The 22,831-nt window shown below is 36.8% G+C and carries 18 protein-coding genes and 1 pseudogene; 15 read left to right on the top strand and 4 right to left on the bottom strand.

Features of this window, described 5'->3' with window-relative positions:
* The first annotated feature begins 394 nt into the window (after positions 1–394).
* Positions 395–1,309 (top strand): AEC family transporter, encoded by a 915-nt coding sequence (locus EGT49_RS01390; protein ID WP_135371170.1) that lies wholly within the window; start codon positions 395–397, stop codon positions 1,307–1,309.
* On the opposite strand, the pseudogene EGT49_RS01385 reads toward EGT49_RS01390, so the two are convergent.
* Positions 1,304–2,251 (bottom strand): annotated as a pseudogene (locus EGT49_RS01385) (LysR family transcriptional regulator). The gene EGT49_RS01390 and the pseudogene EGT49_RS01385 sit on opposite strands and share 6 nt — an antisense overlap.
* Before the next feature lie 211 nt (positions 2,252–2,462).
* Here EGT49_RS01385 and EGT49_RS01380 point away from each other — a divergent pair.
* Positions 2,463–3,083 (top strand): NADPH-dependent FMN reductase, encoded by a 621-nt coding sequence (locus EGT49_RS01380; protein WP_135371169.1) that lies wholly within the window; start codon positions 2,463–2,465, stop codon positions 3,081–3,083.
* Positions 3,083–5,503: a flavocytochrome c gene (locus EGT49_RS01375; protein WP_135371168.1), complete on the top strand. Its 2,421-nt coding sequence runs from the start codon at positions 3,083–3,085 to the stop codon at positions 5,501–5,503. Before EGT49_RS01380 ends, EGT49_RS01375 begins: the two co-directional genes overlap by 1 nt.
* Positions 5,504–5,625: 122 nt before the next feature.
* Here the strand turns inward: EGT49_RS01375 and EGT49_RS01370 are convergent, their stop codons facing one another.
* Positions 5,626–6,651, bottom strand: a complete 1,026-nt coding sequence (locus EGT49_RS01370; protein ID WP_135371167.1) for a MucBP domain-containing protein — start codon at positions 6,649–6,651, stop codon at positions 5,626–5,628.
* 107 nt (positions 6,652–6,758) lie between these two features.
* Positions 6,759–7,790, bottom strand: coding sequence for a GntR family transcriptional regulator (locus EGT49_RS01365; protein ID WP_135371166.1), 1,032 nt, complete (start codon positions 7,788–7,790; stop codon positions 6,759–6,761).
* 121 nt (positions 7,791–7,911) lie between these two features.
* Between EGT49_RS01365 and EGT49_RS01360 the strand changes: the two genes are divergently transcribed.
* The 6 genes from EGT49_RS01360 (at position 7,912) to EGT49_RS12375 (ending at position 14,761) form a co-directional block, all read left to right on the top strand.
* Positions 7,912–9,204, top strand: coding sequence for a glycoside hydrolase family 125 protein (locus EGT49_RS01360; protein WP_425456241.1), 1,293 nt, complete (start codon positions 7,912–7,914; stop codon positions 9,202–9,204).
* A 150-nt stretch (positions 9,205–9,354) separates the two neighbouring features.
* Positions 9,355–10,464 (top strand): ABC transporter ATP-binding protein, encoded by a 1,110-nt coding sequence (locus EGT49_RS01355; protein WP_135371164.1) that lies wholly within the window; start codon positions 9,355–9,357, stop codon positions 10,462–10,464.
* Between the two features lie 15 nt (positions 10,465–10,479).
* Positions 10,480–11,337, top strand: a complete 858-nt coding sequence (locus EGT49_RS01350) for a helix-turn-helix domain-containing protein (protein WP_135371163.1) — start codon at positions 10,480–10,482, stop codon at positions 11,335–11,337.
* Between the two features lie 1,131 nt (positions 11,338–12,468).
* Complete coding sequence (locus tag EGT49_RS01345; protein WP_135371162.1) at positions 12,469–13,842, top strand: glycoside hydrolase family 1 protein; 1,374 nt, start codon at positions 12,469–12,471, stop codon at positions 13,840–13,842.
* A gap of 102 nt (positions 13,843–13,944) precedes the next feature.
* A complete protein-coding gene (locus tag EGT49_RS01340; RefSeq protein ID WP_135371161.1) occupies positions 13,945–14,514 on the top strand; it encodes a PepSY domain-containing protein in 570 nt (189 codons plus the stop codon).
* Between the two features lie 79 nt (positions 14,515–14,593).
* A complete protein-coding gene (locus EGT49_RS12375; protein ID WP_167849711.1) occupies positions 14,594–14,761 on the top strand; it encodes a hypothetical protein in 168 nt (55 codons plus the stop codon).
* Positions 14,762–14,891: 130 nt separating this feature from the next.
* Here EGT49_RS12375 and EGT49_RS01335 read toward each other — a convergent pair whose 3' ends face one another.
* Positions 14,892–17,093, bottom strand: coding sequence for an ATP-dependent Clp protease ATP-binding subunit (locus EGT49_RS01335; protein WP_135371160.1), 2,202 nt, complete (start codon positions 17,091–17,093; stop codon positions 14,892–14,894).
* 325 nt (positions 17,094–17,418) lie between these two features.
* Here EGT49_RS01335 and EGT49_RS01330 point away from each other — a divergent pair, with 325 nt between their 5' ends.
* The 6 genes from EGT49_RS01330 to EGT49_RS01310 all read left to right on the top strand — a co-directional run bounded on the left by EGT49_RS01330 (position 17,419) and on the right by EGT49_RS01310 (position 22,520).
* A complete protein-coding gene (locus EGT49_RS01330; protein WP_135371159.1) occupies positions 17,419–17,685 on the top strand; it encodes a phosphocarrier protein HPr in 267 nt (88 codons plus the stop codon).
* Positions 17,685–19,409 carry a phosphoenolpyruvate--protein phosphotransferase gene (gene ptsP, locus EGT49_RS01325; RefSeq protein ID WP_135371158.1) on the top strand — a complete coding sequence of 575 codons (1,725 nt, stop codon included), beginning with the start codon at positions 17,685–17,687 and terminating at the stop codon, positions 19,407–19,409. The genes EGT49_RS01330 and ptsP overlap by 1 nt, the downstream gene beginning before the upstream one ends.
* 94 nt (positions 19,410–19,503) lie before the next feature.
* Positions 19,504–20,244 carry a putative periplasmic lipoprotein gene (locus EGT49_RS01320; protein WP_135371157.1) on the top strand — a complete coding sequence of 247 codons (741 nt, stop codon included), beginning with the start codon at positions 19,504–19,506 and terminating at the stop codon, positions 20,242–20,244.
* Between the two features lie 35 nt (positions 20,245–20,279).
* Positions 20,280–20,612, top strand: coding sequence for a hypothetical protein (locus EGT49_RS01315; RefSeq protein WP_135371156.1), 333 nt, complete (start codon positions 20,280–20,282; stop codon positions 20,610–20,612).
* 155 nt (positions 20,613–20,767) lie between these two features.
* Positions 20,768–20,893, top strand: a complete 126-nt coding sequence (locus EGT49_RS12690) for a hypothetical protein (RefSeq protein WP_281275437.1) — start codon at positions 20,768–20,770, stop codon at positions 20,891–20,893.
* A gap of 274 nt (positions 20,894–21,167) precedes the next feature.
* Positions 21,168–22,520: a hypothetical protein gene (locus tag EGT49_RS01310; protein WP_246013768.1), complete on the top strand. Its 1,353-nt coding sequence runs from the start codon at positions 21,168–21,170 to the stop codon at positions 22,518–22,520.
* Positions 22,521–22,831 lie beyond the last annotated feature (311 nt).

Genomic DNA, 22,831 nt, shown 5'->3' with positions numbered 1-22,831 from the left:
CTCTTGTGCAACTCGTTTCAGTTAGAAAGCAATAATCATCGTTAAACTAAAAAGAAGCTGAATTAATGCATGTAGCATTAATTCAGCTTCTTTATTTGGTTTTAGAATTAAATAGAATAAATAATAAAACCTTCTATTTAGTCTGGAGTACAATCCTTGTGATGGCTCAGCCGCTAAATTTTCCTTATCGCTTTAGCGATTAGGAAAAGGCCTATGAGATTTTGCGAACTGTGCAAAAGTTCAAAATAGTGCCGGCAGCGTTCTAGTCCATCACAGGGATTGTGCGGAAGACGAGAGTTTACACTAACCAAACTTAAGAAAGAATCAAAAAATTACCTTGGTCTATTTGTTTTGGCATAAAACTTTTATTAAACTGTTAGTTAGAGGAAAAATTATGAATGTCGGACAATTGATCAATCAAATTATTTTAATGTTTGGTTTGATGCTGATTGGAGTTTTAATCAATAAGTTAAAATTCATGCATGCACAAACTTCAAACGATTTAACGAATGTATTATTGTACATTGTTTCACCATGCCTAATTATCAACGCCTTTGAGCAGCCTTATTCAAATGACCGGATCAAGCAATTTCTACTAGCCATAGTGGGTGTTTTCTTACTTTATATTATTGAGATAATAGTTGCTAAATTAGTTTTTGGACACTTAAAAGATGAAAATTTAAGACGAATCGCACAATATGGCAGTATTTATTCGAACGCTGGATTCATGGGAATTCCTTTGATCAGTTCACTTTTTGGTGCCAAGGGCGTCTTCTTTGCGGTTGTTTCGTTAGCGGCTTTCAACGTTTTTAGTTGGACCCAAGGTGTCTCGCTGTTTAAAGGCGAAAAGACGGATTGGAAATCAATTTTGCTCAATCCTAATATTATCGCGATCGTACTGGGAGCCTTGTTGTTTATCTTTTCAATCCAAATTCCTAATATCCCTAACCAAATTATCAAATATGTCGGTTCAGTCAACACGCCGCTGTCGATGATCGTGATTGGTAACAGTTTGGCTAATATCAAGTTCACCAAGGATATGTTGAATAAAGAAATTGGTTTGACGATTCTGTTGCGGAATTTAATTTTTCCAATTATTGGAATCTTTTTGTTGAAGCTGATTGGTGTGACCGGAATTGCTTTTTATACCACAATTATTATGGCTGCCTGTCCGGTGGCTGGATTGGTAGTTTTGTTTACATTACAAGCACACGGGGATGCTGCTCCAGCAATCTCAGCCATGAGTTTGTCGACAATTCTCTGTTTAGTGACGATACCGTTAGTTTTTGCTTTGGGTAGTGTTTTATAACAAGGTAGGATTGGAATCGATACTGCTCTGCAAATTATTTAAAAATGAATCGACTAAATCAGACTCCGCTTGATTCAAGGTCCGATCAGCTTGATAAGCAATGAAATAATCAAGCGAGATAACACTCTGTGGTAGCGGATAAATGTTGAACTCATCAGCGTTAGGGTAGACGTAAATGCTTTCCGGTAGCAAAGTGACGCCTAAGCCACTTGTAGCCAGTTTAGCTGTTGTGAAAATATTATTGCTCTCCAGGATTACATTTGGTGTCACGCGATATTTTTGCAGCAAGTAGTCGACTTGGCGTCTGATGGCGGAACCGTGAGTTCTTAAGACTAATTGTTCTGCTAACAATTTTTTTAAAGAAATTGAATTAGGTTCCAGAGACTTCTGACCTTTTTGAAAATAGGTAGAAGTTTTAGGAATAATTGCAAAATAACCATGAGTACCACGATCTTTGACCGTCAACTTAGGAGAAATAGTTTCGGGATTTTGTCCGAGGAGAAAATCTATTTCACCGTTGAGGGTCTTTTTTTCGTTGGTTTCGGGAATATCCTCATGTAATTCGATTTTAACCTTGGGATGTTCACTCAAATAAGAATTGATAAATAGTGGCAAAAGATAAGTTCCTAAACTAGATAAAACACCTAAACGAATGACGGTATTGTTTGGTGAAGAATATCGCAAAATTTGTTTTTCAAAATTATTTTTTTCAGTCTAAAGTGAATTGAGATATTGATAATAAATTCTACCGGCATCTGTCAATTGTAAAGGTGAGACTTTGCGGTTGATGATTTCTATTCCTAATTGTTTTTCAGCATTTTGAATTGTTTGCGTTAAATAAGGCTGAGAAATATACAAATCTTTGGCAGCTTTCGTGTAATTTCCATGTTTCAATAACATGTCTAAAAAGCGCAACATATTAGCAGAATCAATTTTTGACATAGCGTAACTCCTTACGTATAGCGAATCACTTATAATGCAATAATTAAATAAATATTTCACAAATTAATGATTAGCAACTAAACTATAAAATATAGAAAAATAAGGTTAATGTATCATTTCGTATTAATACTACCATTCTCAGGCTATTTTACGAAACTTTATTATATTTTAAAAATTGTGTAACGGTACACAATTTGGAGGAGAAATGTTTATGAAATTAGTTGGAATCGTTGGAACTAATTCTACTGAATCAACCAATCGTCGTTTATTACAATATATGCAACAACGTTACGGTAAAAAAGTTGAGCTAAAAATTTGTGAAATAGTAGATATTCCTGTTTTTGATGAACCAGAGGATAAAACTGCTCCAAAGGCAGTTCAGGTTCTGTCAGAGGCAATAAAAAATAGTGATGGGGTTATTTTTGCAACACCCGAATATGATCATTCAGTCACCGCTGCTTTGAAAAATACCATCGAATGGCTTTCATATACGACTAGACCACTCATCAATAAACCAGTTATGATTATTGGTGCATCTCACGGTTCACTAGGAACTTCAAGAGCTCAAGCACACTTGCGTCAAATTCTTGAAGCACCAGAATTGAAAGCTTTGGTAATGCCAAATGTTGAATTTCTACTTGGTCGTTCATTACAAGCTTTTGATGACGACGGTAAGTTAGTTTATGAAGACAAAGTTAAAGAGTTGGATAAAGATTTTAACGAATTCATTTCTTTCGTTGAACTAACTGAGAAGTTAACCGTTAACAGTAAATTCTTTGAAGAAAATCAAAAATTCTCATGGGATCAAGTCGCAAATGGGGAGGACATGTAATGAAGTTTATCGGAATTGTTGGTACAAATGCCAAGAAATCATACAATCGAATGTTGTTACAATTCATGCAAAAACATTTTAGTGATCAAGCTGAAATTGAAATTTTGGAATTGAAGAACGTGCCAATGTTCAATGAATCTAAAGATCAATCAAATAGTCCAATCATTCAAGAATTCAACCAAAAAATTGAAGACGCCGACGGGGTAATTATCGCCACACCGGAACACAATCATTCAATTCCGGCTGCTTTGAAGAGTATTATCGAATGGTTATCGTTCAATCTACATCCCTTTGATGGCAAAGCAGTGATGATTGTTGGAGCTTCATACAGTGTTCAAGGTTCATCTAGAGCCCAATTACACTTGCGCCAAATTCTTGATGCTCCCGGAGTAAATGCCAGTGTTATGCCTGGTTCAGAATTCTTGTTAGGCAAAGCTCAAGAGGCTTTTGATGAAAATGGCGACTTAAAAGACAATCGAACAATTGATTTTCTAGATAGCTGTTTTGCTAAATTTGAAAAGTTCTCTGACATCATTGCGCAAATGAATATCCCTGAAGACATCACCTATGAGCCTGGTACTTTTAAAGTTACCGCTGTTGGACACAACGGGGACTTACCAATGGAAGTTACTTTATCAGATGATCGAATTGAAAAGATTGATATCGACACATCTAGTGAAACCCAAGGGATTGCTGATGTGGCCTTCAAACGAATTCCTCAAGAAATTATTGACGGTCAAACTTTGAACGTCGATGTTGTTTCCGGTGCATCCATCACTAGTAATGGTGTGATCGACGGAGTTGCCAAAGCTGTTAAGATGGCCGGAGCTAACCCTGACATTTTGAAGAAACGTAAGAAATCAGCCGGTCCAAATAAGCAAAATGTCGTTGAATACAATACCGATGTTGTGGTGGTCGGTGCTGGTGGGGCTGGATTAACCGCTGCTGCAAGAGTCATTCAAGATGGTTCAAAAGCAATCGTGGTCGAAAAATTCCCAGCCGTAGGTGGAAATACTGTTCGTGCTGGGGGACCAATGAACGCCGCTGATCCCGAGTGGCAAAATAAATTCCAAGAGATTCCTGGTGAGCGTCACACTTTGAAGGAAATCATGGAAATTGATGAATCCACAATTGATAGCGACTACTTAGCTGATTTTCAAGCTTTGAAGAAACAAATCGCTGAATATTTGCAAGAAAACGAAGATAAAAAAGCTTATCTCTTCGATTCAAAACTTTTGCACCGAATTCAAACATATCTCGGTGGAAAAAGAACTGATCTCAATGGCAACAAGATCTACGGTCAATATGACTTGGTTAAAGTCTTGACAGATCACGCTTTAGAGTCAGTTAAATGGCTTGAAGATATCGGTGTCAAATTCGATAAGACTCAAGTAACAATGCCTGTTGGAGCTCTTTGGCGTCGTGGACATAAGCCACTTGGCAGTCAAGGATTCGCCTTTATCGAAGCTTTGAAGAAATTTGTTGAAAGCCATGGCAGTGAAATTATCACTGATACGGCAGTTAAACAACTAATTATTGAAGATGGTAAAGTTTGTGGCGTTATTGCCAGAAGTTCTGACGGGAAGAAAGTTATCGTTCACGCTAAAGCAGTTATTTTAGCTTCCGGTGGTTTTGGTGCTAATACGAAGATGTTGAAACAATACAACACTTATTGGTCTAATATTGATGACAATATTAAGACAACTAATTCACCAGCCATTACTGGGGATGGAATTCGCTTAGGAGTTAGTGCCGGTGCTAAATTAGTTGGTATGGGCTTCTCACAAATGATGCCGGTATCAGATCCAGAGACAGGTGAACTCTTCAGTGGTCTCCAAGTTCCACCACAGAACTTTGTGATGGTCAACCAAAAGGGTAAACGTTTCGTTAATGAATACGGTAGTCGTGATGAATTAACTAAAGCGGCCATTGATAATGGAAGTTTGTTCTACTTGATTGCGGATGACAAAATTAAAAAAACAGCTTATAACACTAGCCAAGCTCAAATCGACAAACAAGTTGAGCAAGGAACTTTGTATCGTGATGATACTTTGGAAGGCTTAGCTAAACAATTGGGAATGGATCCAGAAGTATTCGTCGACACAATCAACAAGTACAATTCCTATGTTGATAATGGTGAAGATCCAGAGTTCCACAAGAGTGCCTTTGATTTGAAAGTTAAAGTGGCACCATTCTATGCCACACCAAGAAAAGCAGCCGTTCATCATACAATGGGTGGTTTGAAGATTGATACCAAAGCACATGTTATTAACGAAAAAGGTGAAATTATTCAAGGATTGTACGCTGCCGGAGAAGTTGCAGGTGGTATTCACGCTGGAAACCGTCTAGGCGGAAATTCTTTGAGTGATATTTTCACTTTTGGACGAATTGCCGCAAATAATGCTTTAGAGGATATGTAAAAAATCTATTAAAAAGAGGTTGTATTAATAGGAAATAATAACTGATTTTTATAGAATGGTGGAAAAATAAAAAGCATCTTTTAGTAGTCAACAATTGATTACCAAAAGATGCTTTTGCTGTCTTATAGATTTAAATATTTACTTTCAACGTAATAGCCGTCATCTAGTTGTGCCCAGACGCTGTAGTTGTCCAATTGGACGATTTTGTTTACAAAGACTTGTTGGTCGCCTTTGAAGCGTTGATTATCCATGTCACCGTAAGGAGTCTTCCAAGCAGTGATGTATTGGTCTGAATAGTAGAGAACTTTGACGTTGCGATTAATGTTCATACTGTCAATAACTGAATAAGTGTAGCTAATATCATTGACACTTTGGTTGAGCGGACTGTTCAACATTTCTTGTTTCGTCGTCGGACGATTGACAATTTCAGTAGTAATTTTTTCTGAGCTAGGAACCCAAGTGTTACCACCTAAGTTGTACCAAATAATATTGTTGTAAGTTTCAGATACGGCACCAAAGACTTTCCAAGATGTTCCATAAGGAAGTTTTTTGTCTAGTGGGTCCTTACTTAATGGCTCGCTGAAGACGTTGGTATTATTTTGAGTTTTAACGTATAAATTCTTTTGGATTTTTAATTCACGGATTGGTCTGACGTTGTAAATGTACTCTTGTTCCTGAACCTTGTCGGTGAATTGTCCTGAAGCATTATTTGGCGTATGAATTAGAAAATGATTAGCCTCTTGTAATGGATGCGAGTCAAAACTTTGATTCAACTTGCCTTCCAAATATTGTGGATCAGAAATCAATTGACCGTGGGAGTTTCGATGATAGACGATCACTGGAGCTGAGAGTTGATTGACATAGACTAAATAAATTCCGTCAGAATTAGGGATGAAAGTTTGTTGGAAGTTAGTCACAGAGGATAGAACGTAACCTGGAATCTCTTGCCAAGGGATGTCCAACTTGTCCAAATAATGACCCTTAATAGTCTTCGACTTAGCAATTTCGTGTCCCAAAGAATCAACGTAATGAATCTTGATTTTCACATCATCACGAGTAATTTTTTTAACTTTAGGTGATAGTACGTCATTTTCCATAGTTTTTTCCCCGTTATGGGAAAAGTGATGGCGAGTATGTTGTTTTCCCATAAAATTCCCTTCTAACATTAAATTAGTGTCATTCTAACATAGAAGAATTGTGGGAATAGTCTTTCTGTTGGTATCTTAAAAATGTTTAAAAGAAAGTAAAGAAATTTTTAAGATTTATCCGAATCACGCTTGATCAATTTCACCGGGATGATGGTTTGCGACGGAATATCTTGCTTAGGAGCTTCAATTAATTGGAGTAATAATTTGGCAGCACTGGCTCCTAAGGTAACAAAATTCTGTTCAATAGTAGTCAAAGCAGGGTAACTTAAAGTACTAGCTTGAATGTTGTCAAAACCAATAATAGAGACGTCCTCAGGAATCTTGATGCCAGATTGATGTAATTGATTCATGATCCTGATAGCAACGACATCGTTTTGAGCGACGATACCATCGACTTTTTTAACCTTGATATCGGCAATTAAAGTTGAAATATCATGATCTTTAATGTTGAACAACACAGGAGTGATCTTGTTTTGATCTTGCACAGCACTTAAAAAGCCGAAGTAGCGTGAGCGGACGGATGAATCGCTAATACTATTTTCGTTGGTTACGAAAGCGAGTTTTTGTAAACCTGATTGTAACAAAGTGGTTGCCGCCAGTTTCCCACCATTGAAGTTATCACAAGTTACGCTGGGAATAGGTAAGTCATCGAATGATTTATCCAAGATAACAATGGGGATTTTATCTAAAAATAATTTGGTAATAACTTTTAAGTCATTAGTTAAGGATTCGACATAATAGATAATTCCTTTTGCTTGATTGACTCGTGATAATGGGAAGTTACGGAATTTTTGATTTGTAACGGTCGTGATTTGAAAATTTTGTTGCTCATTGAAAACTTCTAATAGACCACTGGTGTAATCACCAAATTCAGCATTGTTGGCAAAAGGTATGACAAATAAAATCTCATTTTTAATTTCCGTGAGATGATCTTTTTGAACAATCGTACCGATACCAGCCTGGCGACTGACCAGTCCGTCATTTTCCAATTCAGTTAGTGCTCTTTTAGAAGTAATACGACTGACGGAATATTCTTTGGCTAATTGATTTTCGCTGGGAAGTTTATCGCCGACGTTGATTTGGTGGCTTAAAATTTTGTTTTTTAAAGTTTGATATATCAACTTATATTTTGGTTCCATAACAATTTATCCTTTCTAACACTACTAATATAGCATATAAAAAAATAAAAGTTACTAGTTTTTTGAAAACGATTGCATTATACTATTGGTGCAAATGATATATCAATTGGAGGAACAAATTTTGAATAAACAAACTATTTCACCAGCGATAAAACAATTTATGGACAGCGTTACTCAAAAAGCCGGAGTTAAGCACGCAGACTGGAGTAAAGTTTTCAATGTCACTTATGCCAACACTTTGGAGACCACAGTTAAGAAAATTGCCGATGATGATATTTTTATTTTGACCGGCGACATTCCAGCAATGTGGCAACGGGATTCAACTTGCCAAGTCCGGCCATACTTGGTGATGGCACAAAAAATACCTGAGATATCTGATTTTATCCGTGGAGTCGTTAAGCGTCAGTTCTTCAATATGAATCACGACCCTTATGCCAACGCCTTTAACAGCGAGCCTAACAATGCTGGGCATCACAAGGATCATACAGAAATGACGCCTTGGATCTGGGAACGCAAATTTGAAATTGATTCGCTCTGTTTTCCGGTCCAACTAGCTTACTTGCTCTATAAGAATACTGGTCGAGTTGACCAATTTGATGAAAGTTTTGTCAGTGGGATTGAGAAATTATTGCATGTGTTTGAAACTGAACAGTGTCACGCAACTAAGTCGCCATATCGTTTCCAAAGAGATGAAGATCGCCCAGAGGATACTTTAACTAATGATGGTATGGGTTCACCGGTTAAAGAAACGGGGATGATTTGGTCAGGCTTTAGACCGAGTGACGATGCTTGTGTTTATGGTTATTTAGTTCCGGCCAACATGTTTGCTGTTTTAGTTTTGGATTATATTCAAGAGATTTTTAGTACAGTTTTGGACGACCCCGAGATCGTTAATCAAGCTAAACGAATTCAAACAGCTGTCAGGACTGGAATTGAGAAGTATGGCACGACGACCAATCAAGCCGGAGAAAGAATCTATGCATACGAAACTGATGGCTTAGGTCACTTCTTGATTATGGATGATGGTAATGTTCCTAATCTTTTGAGCACACCATATTTGCACTACACAGCAATGGATGATCCAACTTATTTGAATACCCGCAAGACGATTTTGAGTTCTGAGAATCCTTACTATTATGCCGGTAAATTTGGCCAAGGTTTAGGAAGTCCACATACGCCAGAACATTATATTTGGCATATTGCTTTGGCAATTCAAGGTTTGACACAACCGGACAAAGCAGTTAAAGCCAAACTATTGGATAACATGGTCAACACGACTGCAGGAACTAACATGATGCATGAAGGTTTTGACGTCGATGATCCAAATAAATTTACTCGTGAGTGGTTCTCATGGGCCAATATGATGTATTGCGAACTGTTTTTGAACTATTTCGGCTATAAAATTAAAGAATAAATGTGAGATTCATTTAGTTTTTAGTAAAAGTGTACAAAAATGTAGGTGGTTTTTAGTTATTTTGTAATAACAATGAAAGCGCTTTTACAATACAATAGATTTATCAATTAGAGATAATCTAATAACTAAATGTTGAGAGGGTTTATTAATATGGTAGAAATTGATTTAAATCACATTTATAAAAGATATGCTAATGCTGAAGAAGATAATTATGCCGTTTCTGATTTCGACTTACACATCAAAGATAAGGAATTCATCGTCTTCGTTGGACCTTCAGGTTGTGGTAAATCAACAACCTTACGTATGATTGCTGGACTTGAAGATATTACTAAAGGTGAATTGTTGATCAATGGTAAGTATGAAAATGATACAGCACCTAAAGATCGTGATATCGCCATGGTTTTCCAAAACTACGCTTTGTACCCACATATGACTGTTTTTGATAACATGGCCTTTGGTTTGAAACTTCGTAAATATGATAAGGACACAATTAAGACCAAGGTTGATCATGCTGCTAAGATTTTGGGCTTGTCAGAATACCTAGATAGAAAACCTGCCGCTCTATCTGGTGGTCAAAGACAACGTGTTGCTTTAGGAAGAGCTATCGTTCGTGATGCTCCAATCTTCTTGATGGATGAACCTCTATCAAACTTGGATGCTAAACTTCGTGTTACAATGCGTGCTGAAATTGCCAAATTGCACCAAGAATTGAACACAACTACAATTTACGTTACCCATGATCAAACTGAAGCTATGACAATGGCTGACAGAATCGTTGTTATGTCAATGGGTGAAGTTCAACAAATTGGTACTCCTAAAGAAGTTTATGAGACACCTAAGAACAAATTCGTTGCCGGATTTATCGGTTCACCTTCAATGAACTTCTTCGATGTTCACTACAAAGATGGTATGGTTACTGATAATGGTGGCTTGAACCTTAAAGTTCCAGAAGGACGTTCGAAGATTCTTGACGATGCGGGTTATAATGATAAGGACGTTACTTTGGGTGTACGTCCAGAAGATATCCACGCTGAAGGCGCAATGGAAGAGACATTCCCAGAAGCAACAGTTGAAAGTAAGGTTGTGGTTTCTGAATTGCTAGGTGCAACATCAATGCTTTATTCAAAGGTTGATGACACAGAATTTGTTGCTATTGTTGATGCTCGTGACTATCACGAACCAGGCGCTACAGTACGTCTAACATTTGACTTGAACAAGGCACATTTCTTTGATGAAAAGACCACAGACGCAATCGAATAAATAGGTGGTTAAGATATGCTGGGAAGTATTGCAAAGTTATTGGAACTATATCCTGACGCAAAAGTTGTAGTTGAACCAAGTGCTGATCCTGATGATTATAATTTTTTGATTCAAGATCAGTGGGTCACAATTAAGAAGGACCATTTAAGTACTAAAGAAAAATTTCTCTTGTCATTAGTCAGTCAAGATAATAATAATAAATCCATTAATAACAACTGGTGGAACTTCTTAGTTCATGAAAGTGACAAAATTCCTTCAGAGAAATCGAATGTGCGGATACTCCAATTTGAAGTTCAGAAGTTAGAATCAGATGATCGAGCAAAAGAATGGTTAAATGTATTTGTTGATACGTTTGACGATGTAGTCGACAGTTTTTGGATCAACAAGTACACAGGAATACTGATTGAAAAAGAAACTAAGACTAATATGGACAAGCTCGAGGTCCAAAGAATGATTCAACTAATTGATTCTGACTTTTACACTAAGAGTCGGGTGTACGTAGGGCAATTTTGGCCCATCAATGAGAAACTCCCCAATATTTTTGATATGGAACGCCAACTGTTTCATAAGTCACTGGAAATGAAAGACAATGTTAACAACTTGTCGACGGTTATCTTAGATTTCTTGATTGAGCAAAATCTGAAGAATACAGATATGTTTAAATCACTCAAGAAAAAAATCGATATTGATTCTAAGACGACTCAAATGATCAACGCTTTGTACAAGTGTGATTCCAATTTAACTAAAACTGCAAAAGAGCTTTTCTTGCATCGAAACACTTTATTGTATCGGATGGAAAAATTCCATGAGCAAACAGGTTTTGATTTAAAAGATCGTGATGATTTAGTTTTGTGTTTTTTGTTGTTGAAATAAAGATAGAAGTTAAGTAATTATTTAATTGCTTAGCTTCTTTTTTTGTTTTGGTGAAGTATGCCGCCCTCCACAAAAAACTCAATTGGGACTGGAACGCCCTGGGCACAACTTGAAGCTTTTTTCAAAACCGGAAAAAATCTTCAAGCTTGGCCTTATAGTAAGCGCTAAAGCGCTAACTATAATTTCAGGGCTGAGCCCAATTGAGTTTTTTGTTCCGGGCTGAATTTCCGTTCTATCTGTTATTTCTTTTCTGTTTGGGTAGGAATCGTGATTCTATTTTGATGTGGATTTGGTACATTAATACGTTATTGTGTTTTCCCTTTTTTCAAAATAGAAACAATAGTAGAAAAGTTATTCTAAGTAATCTCTTTATTTTTTCTATAACTAAACTCACTAATCAAGATAACAAAGAGAATAATGTATCCAGACAATAAGACAATTAAAATCTTAACTTGAATGGAAACTTATCTAAACTCAGAATTAATTGAGATCCTAAATAAGAGCAAATTCAGTCTGGAGCAACATCTGGGAAATGCTCAGCCGTGAAATTCTTGTTAATGCTTTAGCGGATCTCGTTCTAGTTTGGTTAGTGAGTTAGTGTAAATTGCCGTCCTCCGCACAATCCCTGTGATGAGCTGGAACGCTGCCGACGCTATTTTGAGCTTTTGCAAGGTACGCAAAATCTCAAAACTAGGTCTTTTCCTAATCGCTAAAGCGATAAGGAAAATATGGCGGCTGAGTCATCACAGGGATTGTACTCCGGACTAGATTCCGGTTTTATTTTTTTATCTGTTTACCATAAAAATGGGAAAAACAAGAAGTCACTACTAATTGAAATACCATTAATAAAGCATTTCTGTATCTTTTATAACCAAACTAAGATGAGAACCGCTTTAGCATTTACATGAAGACCAATCTTGAAGACAATTTTCGGGCTTAAAAATTGGCTCCAAGTTGCGTCCACCGCGTTCCAGCGTTTCCCAGATGTTGTGGAAGACGGCATCACCCACCACCCAAACAAAAGAACTACACTAAAAACCAACCCCATCAAGACTAGAATTGAAAACGTTTCCCAAAACTACTACAATCTTTGATACAATTCTACAAGAAGACTTTTATAAGGAGATAAAAATGATTAATTTTCCGAAAGATTTTTTGTGGGGAGCTGCTGCTTCCGCACCTCAAACAGAGGGTCACAGTTTATTGAATGGTAAATCAGCAACTACTTGGGATAAATGGTTTGAAATGAATCCTGAAAAGTTCAACCAGGATCAAGGGCCAAAGGATACTTCTAATACTTATGAAATGTATCATGAAGACGTTGAAAACATGACGAAAATTGGGATGAATTCTTATCGTACTTCGATTTCTTGGGCTCGTCTGTTACCGGATGGCAAGACTTTGAATCCTGAGGCAGTGGCTTTTTATCGAGACTACTTTCAAGATATGCTCGATCACAATATTGAGCCGATTATTAATTTGTTCCACTTCGACATGCCTTGGTGGTTGATGGAAAAAGGTGGCTGGGAAGCTCGTGAGTCGGTGGAAGATTTTGCCTTCTACGCTAAAACTGCCTTTGAACAATTTGGCGATCTGGTGCATAAGTGGACAACTTTCAATGAGCCAATGGTTCACGTTGAATGTGGCTATTTATTAGGTTTCCACTATCCAGCTATTGTTGATATGAAAAAAGCAGTTCAGGTTGGGTATCACACTTTGATGTCACACGTCTGCGCTGTGCGTGAATTTAGAAAGAGTCAAATTGATGGCGAAATTGGCATTATTTTAAATGTTTTACCAGCATACAGTCGTAGTCAAAGTGCAGCCGACCTAAAGGCTAAGAAGGATTCGGATTTGTTGAACACTCAAAGCTTTTTAGATCCAGCCGTGCTTGGTAAGGTTCCAGTTGAATTAGTTGAATTGTTGAGAGAAAATGACCTGTTACCAACCGTTGAAAAGGGTGATCAACAATTGATGGCCGACAACACCGTTGATTTTATCGGAATCAATTATTATCAACCTAGACGTGTTCAAGCTCCAACAAATCCTCATTTCCCAGCTAAGATGCCAGAAGATCTGTATGAGCCTTACGATTGGCCTGACAAGAAAATTAATCCTTATCGTGGTTGGGAAATCTATCCTAAAGCCTTGTACGATATTGCTATCATGATGCGTGATCAATATAAGAATATTCCTTGGTATGTCAGTGAAAATGGAATGGGTGTTGCTGATGAAGCTCGTTTTAAGAATGCTGACGGAATGATTGAAGATGATTATCGAATTGATTTTATGAAAGAGCATTTGGCTATGCTTCATAAGGGGATGGAAGCTGGTAGTAATTGTTTCGGATATCACATGTGGACTTTCGTTGACTGTTGGTCTTGGTTAAACGGTTATCGCAACCGTTACGGTTTTTATAGCGTTGACCTGGATAATAATTTCAAACGAACGGTTAAAAAGAGTGGCCTGTGGTTCAAAGAAATGACTGCTAACAATGGTTTCTAAGCTCAATATAGAATTATTTATGAGGTTTTTCGTTGCTTGTCAGAGCTCATTTTCAGTATACTGAGAGTATGATATCTAATAGATTAAGTGGGGGATTCGATCATGAAAAAAATAGTGGGATTCATTACCATTATGTTGTCCATTTTGCTAGTTGGATGTTCGACTAATTCCGCTAGTAATTCGACACAAAGCAAGTCTAATTCGTCTAAAGTTTTAAAAAATGAGATTAAGGTAAGTGCAGATGAAGCGATTAAGCTGTATCAAAAGACTTACCCTAAAACGTCCATTACTTCTTTGGAGTTAGAAAAATCATATCGAGGACCAGTTTATAAGATAGAAGGAATTGATGAGCAAAAAGAGTATCAATTGAATATTAATGCTCGCAATAAGAAAATTTCGCAAAATTCTCAAGAGGAATTAGATGAAGAAGATCAAGATGACGCTTCTAGAAAAGCAGAGACCTTGGACGTAGACAATCTGATTTCAATTAAAAAAGCGGCTCAGATTGCTGAAAAGAAAGTCGGTGGCGGAACTAGTACTGAGTTTAGTCTTGATAAAGATTTAGGCAAAACTTATTGGGAAGTTACGGTCAAAAAAGATGGTAACGAGCACAATGTGAAGATTAATTCTCAAACTGGCAAAGTTCTAGAGGTCGAAAGTGAAGACGACTAGCCAAAGGTCTTTGATACTTTTTTCGTCGAATGGCCTAAAGATATTACTAATAAATCTTATAAAAGCGGAGGGTAATTTAATGGAAAACTTATTAGCAGGCGGATTTTTATTTGTTGGCGGTGCGATACTTATGTTAGCAAACGAGTATTCCAATTGGGTTCCAGTTGTCGGGAGCATTATTGCGCTAATCGGGCTCGGAATGTTAATTTATTTTTTGTTCAGTAAAAATGGGAAATATGATGACTAGAGTCTGTCTTAAAACTACTTAAGTAGGATACAAATTAGACTGTAGTCACAAATTTACTTTTACATTAACAAACGAAAAAAGCCTTGCGGTAATCAATTACGATTACTACAAGGCTTTTTATTTAGCACCACTATTCTTCAGTATCAGGTGCACTATACTTTGAAATTTTAATTTCACCTTTGACAATGCTTGCTTGTAGGTCCTTATCCTTTGGATGATCTAGGAAGTAGTCAGCAACTTTGTCTTCAATTTGTTCTTCGATCACACGACGTAATGGACGAGCACCCATTTTAGGGTTGTAACCTAAATCAACTAATTTATCCTTAGCATCCTTAGTTACGTGAATACTCAAACCTTGGTCGGCAATCATCTTATTAGTATCGTCTAGCATCAAGTCAACAATCTTGAGAAGGTTGTCTTTTGTCAATGAGTTGAATTCAACGATACCATCAAATCTGTTCAAAAATTCTGGTTTAAAGAATTCTGACAAACGAGTCATGATTGAGTTAGTAGTTCCACTAGCTTCTGCACCAAAACCGACGTTAGCTTCTTGTAAGCCTTGTCCAGCGTTTGAAGTCATGATGATGATAGTATCCTTGAAGCTGACCGTTCTACCTTGAGAATCGGTTAGACGACCGTCATCGAGAATTTGCAAGAACATGTGCATTACATCAGGATGAGCTTTTTCGATTTCATCTAATAAAACCAAACTGTATGGATTGCGACGAACTTGTTCGGTCAATTGACCAGCTTCTTCGTAACCAACATACCCTGGAGGTGAACCGATCAACTTAGAAACTGAATGTTTCTCCATATATTCAGACATATCGAATCTGATCATCGAGTCTTCTGAACCAAATAGTTCACGAGCAAGTTGTTTAGCAAGTTCAGTCTTACCAACACCAGTAGGTCCAACGAATAGGAAGGAACCGATTGGACGACCAGATTTGTTAAAGCCGACTCTGTTACGACGAATAGCTCTTGCGACGTCACCGACAGCCTTATCTTGACCAATCAAGTGAGCCTTCAAGTCAGGTTCGAGATTCTTTAGTTGAGCTTGTTCATTAGATTGTAATTCACCAACCGGAATATTCGTCTTTTCTTCGACAATCTTTTGAATGTCTTTTTCACTGACGATACTCTTATCAATTGGTTCGTTTTTAGCGCCATCTTTCATCTTTTGGAACTTAGTTACTTGGTCACGATAGTAAGCGGCTTTTTCGTAATCTTCATTACGTAAGGCAGCTTGCTTTTGAACTTCAGCATCGGAAATCTTATTATCGAGATCTTCCATATCGACGTGATTGATTTGTAAGTTCTTCTTAGAACCGGCTTCATCAATCAAATCGATCGCCTTATCAGGCAAGAAACGATCTTGAATATAACGAGCTGATAATTCAGCTGCAGCCTTGATGGCTTCATTTGAGAATTTTACGTGATGGTAATCTTCATACTTAGGTTGAATACCTTTTAAGATTTGAACTGTTTCGTCAACACTAGGTTCGTTAACTTGAACTGGTTGGAGACGACGTTCCAAAGCAGAATCTTTTTCAATTGTCCGATATTCGTTTAAAGTAGTAGCACCAACTAATTGCATGTCACCACGGGCTAGGGCAGGCTTCAAAACGTTACCTGCATCCATACCACCTTCAGCATTACCAGCACCGACAATTTCATGGATCTCATCGATGAAAAGAATAACTTCCTTATTCTTTTGTAATTCGTTGATCAATTGTTGCATTCTTTGTTCAAATTGACCACGAACTCCAGTACCTTGGACTAGTGAAACTACATCCAAGCGGATAACACGTTTATTTTGTAATTTTTCCGGTACGTCGCCGTCAACGATTTTTTGTGCTAAACCTTCAACCACGGCAGTTTTACCGACACCTGCTTCACCAATTAGAACAGGGTTGTTCTTAGTTCTTCTATTTAATATTTCGATTACACGATTGATTTCCTTATCACGACCAATGACTGGATCGATCTGACCTTTTTTAGCAAGGGCAGTCAAGTCGACACCGTATTGATCTAAGACGCCATTTCCTCTAGGACGACGGCCATTACCGTTACCATTGCCCATTTGAGTTTGTGGACCTTGTTGCTCGAAGGCGTTATTAGGTTGTTGTGCACCATTTAAGGCGTTAAACAAGTCTTCAAAACTAGAAAATCCACCGTTAGGATTTTGTGCCATATTATTCATACCTTCGTTAGCTTGATTTCTTAATTTCTGATAACAGTCCTGACAGAGATTGATTTCTGTCCGTTGGCCGTTAACACTCGTGTACAAATGAATCGTCGCTTCATTCTTATGACAATTCTGACAAAGCATACGCACCCCACCTTTCCTTTTGCACAGGATACAACGGTAGTATATAATTAGCACTCGACTAATGCAAGTGCTAAGTCTTGAAATCTTAAAAAAATATTTATTTAATAGTAGAAATGATATTTTTTTCAATTATCTTTGAAAAAGTTTTATAATATAAACGCTTTCAGCGTCAAGCGTTGTAAGCGTTAAACGGCTTATCACACTTGAGTTATCTCTCGATTTTTTGTGCAAAGCCCTTGTGAAAAATTTGAGATAATGGTAAATTAATTAGTGAATATTTGTAGTATATCTACAGAATTTTATATTATATGGTGAGGTATTAATTATGGAAAAGAAAGATTTTCACATTATCGCAGAAACAGGTATCCACGCACGTCCAGCTACTATGTTGGTACAAACAGCAAGTAAATTCAGTTCAGATGTAAACATCGAATTCTCAGGCAAGTCAGTTAACTTGAAGTCAATCATGGGTGTTATGTCACTAGGTGTTGGCCAAGGTGCTGATGTTACAATTACTGCTGATGGTGACGATGCTAAAGAAGCAATCACAGCTATTGATGACACAATGACAAAGGAAGGATTGGCAGAATAATGGTTAAAACTATTAAGGGAATTGCAGCAAGTGATGGTATCGCTACTGCAGAAGCATACCTTTTAGTTCAACCAGATTTGTCTTTCACTAAGAAAAGTATTTCAGATGCTGATGCCGAAATCAGTCGTCTTAAAGATGCTATTTCTACATCAGATGATGAGCTTACAAAAATCAGAGATACTGCTAAAGAATCTCTCGGTGAAGAGGAAGCTCAAGTTTTTGATGCTCACAAGATGATTTTGGCTGATCCCGAATTTACAGGTGCAGTTGAAAATGAAGTTTCAAACAGCAATGTTAATGCTGAACAAGCATTGCATGACGTTTCAGAAAACTTCATTTCAATCTTTGAAGGTATGACAGATAATCCATACATGCAAGAAAGAGCAGCCGATGTCCGTGACGTTACAAAACGTGTTATGGCTCATTTATTAGGCGTCGAATTACCAAATCCAGCATTGATCGACCACAAGGTTGTTATCGTTGCTCATGATTTGACACCTAGTGATACAGCTCAATTAAACAAGAAGTATGTAAAAGGCTTTGTTACTGATATTGGTGGTCGTACAGCTCACTCAGCTATCATGGCACGTTCTTTGGAATTGCCAGCTGTAGTTGGTACTGACACAATTACTAAAGATGTTAAAGCCGGTGATACTGTTATCGTTGATGGTTTAAACGGTGCCGCAATCGTTGACCCAAGCGATGACGATATCAAGGAATATGAACAAAAAGCAAAGGAATTTGCTGAAGAAAAAGCTGAATGGGAGAAATTAAAGGACGAACCTTCAGTTACAGCTGATGGCAAGCACTTTGATATCGCTGCTAATATCGATACACCTGATGATTTACAAGGTGTTATTGATAATGGTGCCGAAGGTGTTGGTTTGTATCGTACAGAATTCTTGTACATGCAATCAGACTCTCTTCCAACAGAAGAAAATCAATTCAAGGCTTATAAGAAGGTTCTTGAAGGAATGAAAGGTAAGCCAGTCGTTGTCCGTACAATGGATATCGGTGGTGACAAACACTTGCCATACTTACCACTTCCAGAAGAAATGAACCCATTCTTAGGTTACCGTGCTATCCGTATCAGTTTGGATAGACAAGAAATCTTTAGAACACAACTAAGAGCATTGCTTCGTGCATCTGCTTTTGGTAACTTGCGTATCATGTTCCCAATGATTGGTACATTGCAAGAGTTCAGAGATGCCAAGAAGGTCTTTGAAGAAGAAAAGGCTAAGTTAGTTAAAGATGGAGTTGAAGTTTCTGACAGCATTCAATTAGGAATGATGATGGAAGTTCCAGCTGCTGCAGTTCTTGCAGACCAATTTGCTAAGGAAGTTGACTTCTTCAGTATTGGTACAAACGACTTGATCCAATACACAATGGCAGCTGATCGTGGTAATGAACACGTTTCATACCTATACCAACCATACAACCCTTCAATTTTGAGATTGATCAAACACGTTATTGAATCAGCTCATAAAGAAGGCAAGTGGGCCGGCATGTGTGGTGAAGCCGCTGGTGACAACACAATGCTTCCATTGCTATTGAGCATGGGTCTTGATGAATACTCAATGAGTGCTACATCAGTACTTCGTGTCAGAAGTTTGATGAAGAAGTTGAGTACAAAGGATCTAGCTACATTAGCTGATCGTGCCGTTAACGAATCAATCACTAATGAAGATAACAAGAAGCTTGTTGAAGAATACTTGAACAAGTAAAATTTTTTTGAGAGTTCACATCGTGGACTCTCTTTTTTTGTCCCCAAATAAAATGTGTTAAACTGCCAGTAGTCTAAGAAAACGGATATTGCGAATGAAAAAATTAATTGTCTTCACGCTTTGTTTACTAGTTTTGGTAGGTTGCAGCAGTAAAAAACCTCAGTCGGCGGCTTTAACTGATAAGCAAAAAGTAGAAATGAAAAGTAATCAAAAACGCTATCAAAAGCGTTTGAAGAATGTGCCTGTAATTGAGTCAGGGGAGATGCAAAAAGCTCTGACAACGGTTCCAACTGGCTACAACGACGAAAATATGAATCTCAAAGCTTTGAAAAAAGCTAATCGCTATGTTGTCGTGGCTCAAGTTTTAAATTTGACGCCAATGATTGGAATGTCAATTGCACCAGAAACCAAAGCAACGCTATATATCAAAAAGGTAATTGGTGGTGATCAAAAACTACTTGGTAAAACAGTTAAAACAACTTTTAGTGGTGGCCTAGCTCAAGTCAAAGACCTTTATACCAGTTATGGATTCAAAGACCCCAAAAAAATTGTCTACTATCCAAGTGAAACTTTTCCAATTCCGGCAATCAAGACAACTGTGATTATGGGTCTAGGGAACTTTCTTCCTGAAAATCAAGGGCAAAGAAAAACTTATCAAAAATTTGGTTTGACGACGAAAAACTATTATCCAATCACCAATTCGGAGACTACCTTTTGGATTAAGAAGAACGGAAAATTTCAATTAAATAATCCGGCTTTTTATGAAAATAAAGCTGCTAAAAAATACCCGAATATCTTAAAGGTGACAGCCCAATTGAATCAACTTGAAAAATAAGATATGCTATTACTTATTAACCAAGGAGGGATTGGATGAAAAATAAAGTTATTAGAAATTTTTCAATCTTCGTTGTTTTTTGGCTGGTAATTGTTTTTGCCAGAAATCTGGTCACAGGTCAGAGTCTATTTAATAACTTCCCTTGGGAAGTCCTATTGATATTTCTATTAGCACTGATCAGAATAATGACTAATTTAAATAAGAAAATAATCTGGATTATTTATTTTGTAGTGTTCTTTATTTTTATGTTATTGACTGGTGGATATTATAATTGGACATCTCTGTTAATTTTTGCAGGTATGTCAGTATTCATGTCTTGGATAACATATTTCATCGGTGGACAATTTCTTAAGGGAAAACAAGTATAATAATTCTGAAAATAGAATGAGACAAAATTAAAAATTAGGTGCAAATTATTGTTTGGACCTTTTTTATTTTGTGTTTTTTTATTGATTGGAAATTGCAATCGGCCTATAATGGAATCGGTTACAAGTGTAAATGAGGTTTTATTGGGGGCATGAATATGAGTAAAGAAGTTCCTAAAGTCGTCTCAGTTGAAATGATGCCAGATTTTACTATGAAGATAGTCTATGATGATGGTACGACTGAATGTACTAAGAGTCTTTTTGATCATGTTGATATAAAATAAGCAAAGTAATCATTTTTTTAAAAATACTTATTCTAAAATGAAATAGTATAGATTTTTAAAGTCTAGCGAATTTTTTTGAAATTCGTTAGACTTTTTTTAGATATGAAAGCCTTTCATCTAAGACAAACTGCCTAATTACGTGCTAAAATTAAACTTGTTTAAACAATGATTAATAATAGTTAGGACGGGGATCATTATCTTAAAGATACAAAAGGGCATTAGCCGATTTTTACTACTGGTTTTAGCTATTTTTACTAGTTTAGTCATGATTTTAATGGCCAAGTATTATTTTCAAAATTTTGCATTAGTTAATCGTGCTTTCAATTGGAGTACGTTGATTTTAGCCTTTCTATTGGTAATTGGGGCTGGATTCATATTGGTGAAAATTGACGATACCAATCGAAAAGTAAATTGGTCAATTGTTTTAGGAATGATAATAATTTTCATGATCGTGGCAACCACTTGGATCTTGATTGTTCCGAAAACACAAGTGAGTGACTTTGGAAATTTTTGGAGTCGAGTTCCCGGTGTTTTCAATGGTGATAAACTATATCAAACCGATAATGACTATTTTTCTAGGTTTGCTTATCAATCAGGCTATATGGTTTACGTTTTAGCAGTCGTGAAAATTTTTGGCTATCATATTTTTGCCATTCAATTTTTGAATGTGGTTTATCAAGCACTTATTTTGTTGGTGACATATTTATTAGCTATGAAGATTTTCAGAAATATCAAAATTGCTCGTTTATCAGTGTTAGTTTTGATGATCGATTTAGACTGGTTTGCCTTGAACAGTCAGGCTAGTAACCAATATTTAGGATCGTTGTTTTATTTATTAACATTTTATTTATTGATGCAAAATAAATTGTGGGCCGATCTTCTTTCAGGCGTTGCTTTAACGATTGGTTGTTTGATTAGACCCATTGGTCCAGTAATTATCGCGGGAATTGTAGTATTTGCGGTCATTTATTTATCGCTTGAAAATGGTAAATTTAACTATCAAAGACTTTTGAAAGTTTTCAGTGGTTTATTGATTTACTTCGCGCTCTTTTCTTTAGCCGGATTTGGAATAAAGGCTTCCGGATTGAATGCCTATGGATTATCAAATTATGACACCGAGTGGAAATTTGTGACCGGTCTTAACTATCAATCGAGTGGAACTTACTCGCCAGACATGGACCGTTTGATTGATCCTAGTAAACCAAGAAAAGTTATGGCTAAAAAAGAGAAAGCAGCCTTGCATCAAGAAATCAATTATTTGAATCAAAACAACAAATGGTTGAGTTTATTCATCAATAAACTTGAAGGGCTCTGGTCTTCAAGAACGATGGCAACTAATTTTACTAGTTATAGTCAAAATCATTCGGCCCGGACAGTCCAACGAATCGACTATTTGGCTTATCTAGGGTCAATAATTTTAATCGTTTTCTCTTGGATTGGTTCACTAGCTTTATTCAAAACCAAATTTAGTAATAATCTGTATTTGCTGATTTTACCGTTGTTTGCTTTTGCGGCTGCACAATTGTTGATCGAAGTTCAGGGAAGATACCGAATTGAATTTTTACCGATCATTGCTATTTTAGCTGGAGTCGGTTTGTACAAAACTTTAAGAAAAAAAGAAATTTAAAAATAAAAAACTAGATCATTTTTTAAAATTGGTCTAGCTTTTATTTTGTGATGAGAACCTGTGTTCTGATGAGGTTATTTCGACTTGTTTAGACACAAATGGTTTAAAATTAAAATTTTTTTGAATAAATTTTTTTATGTAGCAATCACGCTTCTGACAACGTTTAAGACGAGTCAAGTAAAATATTTCTCGTTTCCCACTTGCTTTTTTTGAAGGACTTTAAATTTAAAAAATCGTTGCGAAGGTCCTCGATTAGATATTAGAATAGTAATTGCGACTTTGAATTTTTCCGATTTTGGATAAGACGGATT

The organism is Companilactobacillus suantsaicola (assembly GCF_004745525.1).
In the GTDB taxonomy this organism is placed as follows: domain Bacteria; phylum Bacillota; class Bacilli; order Lactobacillales; family Lactobacillaceae; genus Companilactobacillus; species Companilactobacillus suantsaicola.
This window is presented reverse-complemented; position numbering and strand designations above follow the sequence as displayed.

Bases quoted from the DNA above. Each gene is read 5' to 3' on its own strand.
- EGT49_RS01380 (WP_135371169.1), top strand. From the start codon at position 2,463: ATGAAATTAGTTGGAATCGTTGGAACTAATTCTACTGAATCAACCAAT.
- EGT49_RS01365 (WP_135371166.1), bottom strand. From the start codon at position 7,790: ATGGAACCAAAATATAAGTTGATATATCAAACTTTAAAAAACAAAATT.
- EGT49_RS12375 (WP_167849711.1), top strand. From the start codon at position 14,594: ATGGAAAACTTATTAGCAGGCGGATTTTTATTTGTTGGCGGTGCGATA.
- EGT49_RS01315 (WP_135371156.1), top strand. From the start codon at position 20,280: ATGAAAAATAAAGTTATTAGAAATTTTTCAATCTTCGTTGTTTTTTGG.
- EGT49_RS12690 (WP_281275437.1), top strand. From the start codon at position 20,768: ATGAGTAAAGAAGTTCCTAAAGTCGTCTCAGTTGAAATGATGCCAGAT.
- EGT49_RS01335 (WP_135371160.1), bottom strand. From the start codon at position 17,093: ATGCTTTGTCAGAATTGTCATAAGAATGAAGCGACGATTCATTTGTAC.
- EGT49_RS01320 (WP_135371157.1), top strand. From the start codon at position 19,504: ATGAAAAAATTAATTGTCTTCACGCTTTGTTTACTAGTTTTGGTAGGT.
- EGT49_RS01345 (WP_135371162.1), top strand. From the start codon at position 12,469: ATGATTAATTTTCCGAAAGATTTTTTGTGGGGAGCTGCTGCTTCCGCA.
- ptsP (WP_135371158.1), top strand. From the start codon at position 17,685: ATGGTTAAAACTATTAAGGGAATTGCAGCAAGTGATGGTATCGCTACT.
- EGT49_RS01370 (WP_135371167.1), bottom strand. From the start codon at position 6,651: ATGGGAAAACAACATACTCGCCATCACTTTTCCCATAACGGGGAAAAA.
- EGT49_RS01330 (WP_135371159.1), top strand. From the start codon at position 17,419: ATGGAAAAGAAAGATTTTCACATTATCGCAGAAACAGGTATCCACGCA.
- EGT49_RS01350 (WP_135371163.1), top strand. From the start codon at position 10,480: ATGCTGGGAAGTATTGCAAAGTTATTGGAACTATATCCTGACGCAAAA.
- EGT49_RS01375 (WP_135371168.1), top strand. From the start codon at position 3,083: ATGAAGTTTATCGGAATTGTTGGTACAAATGCCAAGAAATCATACAAT.
- EGT49_RS01310 (WP_246013768.1), top strand. From the start codon at position 21,168: ATGGCCAAGTATTATTTTCAAAATTTTGCATTAGTTAATCGTGCTTTC.
- EGT49_RS01340 (WP_135371161.1), top strand. From the start codon at position 13,945: ATGAAAAAAATAGTGGGATTCATTACCATTATGTTGTCCATTTTGCTA.
- EGT49_RS01390 (WP_135371170.1), top strand. From the start codon at position 395: ATGAATGTCGGACAATTGATCAATCAAATTATTTTAATGTTTGGTTTG.
- EGT49_RS01355 (WP_135371164.1), top strand. From the start codon at position 9,355: ATGGTAGAAATTGATTTAAATCACATTTATAAAAGATATGCTAATGCT.